The organism is Inquilinus limosus MP06 (assembly GCF_000767795.1).
GTDB lineage: Bacteria > Pseudomonadota > Alphaproteobacteria > DSM-16000 > Inquilinaceae > Inquilinus > Inquilinus limosus_E.
The window spans coordinates 1-1,720 of sequence record NZ_JANX01000884.1; the positions used below are offsets into that span (position 1 = coordinate 1).

At 72.9% G+C, this 1,720-nt stretch carries 2 protein-coding genes; both read right to left on the reverse strand.

Annotation, left to right across the window (positions count from 1 at the left end):
* Positions 1-462, reverse strand: a 462-nt coding sequence (locus P409_RS33585) for an ATP phosphoribosyltransferase regulatory subunit (RefSeq protein WP_034848909.1), incomplete at its 3' end; no start/stop codon positions are given.
* A 72-nt stretch (positions 463-534) separates the two neighbouring features.
* Positions 535-1,720 (reverse strand): trypsin-like serine peptidase (locus tag P409_RS33590; RefSeq protein WP_052121695.1); only part of this gene is annotated, 1,186 nt, incomplete at its 5' end.

The following is a 1,720-nucleotide window of genomic DNA, read 5'->3' on the forward strand; positions in this document are numbered from 1 at the left end:
CTGCAGCGCCTCGACCGCCAGCAGCGCCGCCTCGGCATCCGCCGCCGGCTGGGCGCCGCCGATCAGTTCGGCGCCGACCTGGGCGAATTGCCGCTCCGGCCGCAGCTGGGTGCCGCGCACCTGCAGCACCTGGCCGGCATAGGCCAGGCGCAGCGGCCGCGGCGCCGCGGCCAGGCGGGAACGGGCGATGCGGGCCACCTGCACCGTCATGTCGGCGCGCAGGCCCAGCATGCGGCTGCCCATCGGGTCCATCAGGCGGAAGGTGTGGCGCGCCATGCTGGCGCCGACGCCGGACAGCAGCGTGTCCTCGAACTCGACCAGCGGCGGCTTGACCCGGTCGAAGCCGTGGCCGCCGAGGACGGCCATCATGCGTTCGATCACCGCCGCTTCCTGCGCCGCGTCGGGCGGAAGGACGTCGTAGAAGCCTTCGGGGAGAAGGGCGGTGTTGAGCACGTCGGTCATGACGTGCCGCACGCTAGGGCCTTCGCGCCCCCGGCGCAACGGCGAAGGCGCCCCGATCCCCCCATCCTGCGCTCACCCCCCATGCGCCGACAGGTACTTCGCCACCGTCTCTGCAAAGGCCCGGCTGTCGACGGCGAGGTAGGCGTTCTCCTTGCCGCCGTCGCGGAAGAAGCGGGTGACCACGGCGACGATGGCGTAGCCGCCCTTCTCCTTGGTGAAGATCGGGCCGCCGCTGTCGCCCTTGGTCATGTCGCAGTCGTGCTTCATCGTGTGGTCTCGGCGCAGCGACAGGGCATGGCAGCCGCTATGCGCCGTCATCCGGTCCGGCGCGTCCCAGGCATAGCCGGCCAGGACCAGCGGCAGCCAGCGCCCGGCGGCGATCCGCGCCTCGTCATCGGCGGTCAGCCGGTGCACCGCCATGGTGCCGGCCCGGTCGCCGATATCGGCGTCGAGCAGGACGATGGCCCAGTCCGACCCGTAATCGGCGCGCTCATCCTCCTCCCGGTCGGTGTCGGGGCGGTAGCCCGGCGCCAGGGTGACCGAGGCGATGCCGGCCTCCGCCACTGCGTCGTCGCCGTCGCGGCCGGCGCGGAAGCCGCTCGGCGTGTCGCGGTCGCCGTCCTCGCGGAAGAAGCAATGCGCCGCGGTCAGCACCACCCGGCGGCCGACCAGCGTGCCGGTGCAGGTGCCGCCGCTGTCGAAGGCGATCTCGCCGACCGCCGACCAGGGCATGCGGTCGGGCCGGACCATGCGGCGGTCGTCATGGCCGAAGAAATGGTCGCGGATGCCGGGGATGGTGTCGCGGCCCAGGCAATCCGCCGTGTCGGTGCGGGCGTCGCAGCGGCCGGTGCCGATGCCCGGCTCGTCGCAGACGTCGTCGAAGGCGGTGGCGCAGCTGTTGATGTGGTTGCGCCGGGAATAGAACGGCCTGCAGTCGGTGAGGTCGGTGCCGTCCGGGCAGACGCCGGTGCCGATGCCGGGCTCGTCGCAGGCGTCGTCATGCGACCAGTAGCAGCTGTCGTTGCCGCCCGTGCTCAGCGGCCGGCAATCGGTGCTGTCGGTGCCGGCATCGCATTCGCCGGTGCCGATCCCCGGCTCGTCGCACTGGCCGTCGAAGGCCCAGCGGCAGCTGTTGTTGCCGATCTTGAAGGCGGCGCAGTCGGCGTCCGTCGGTCGTCCGCCGCGCCATTCGCCGGAGCCGCCCGAAGCCGCTGCTCGTCGCAGGCGCCGTCCCCGCCCAGCGGCAGCTGTCGTCGGC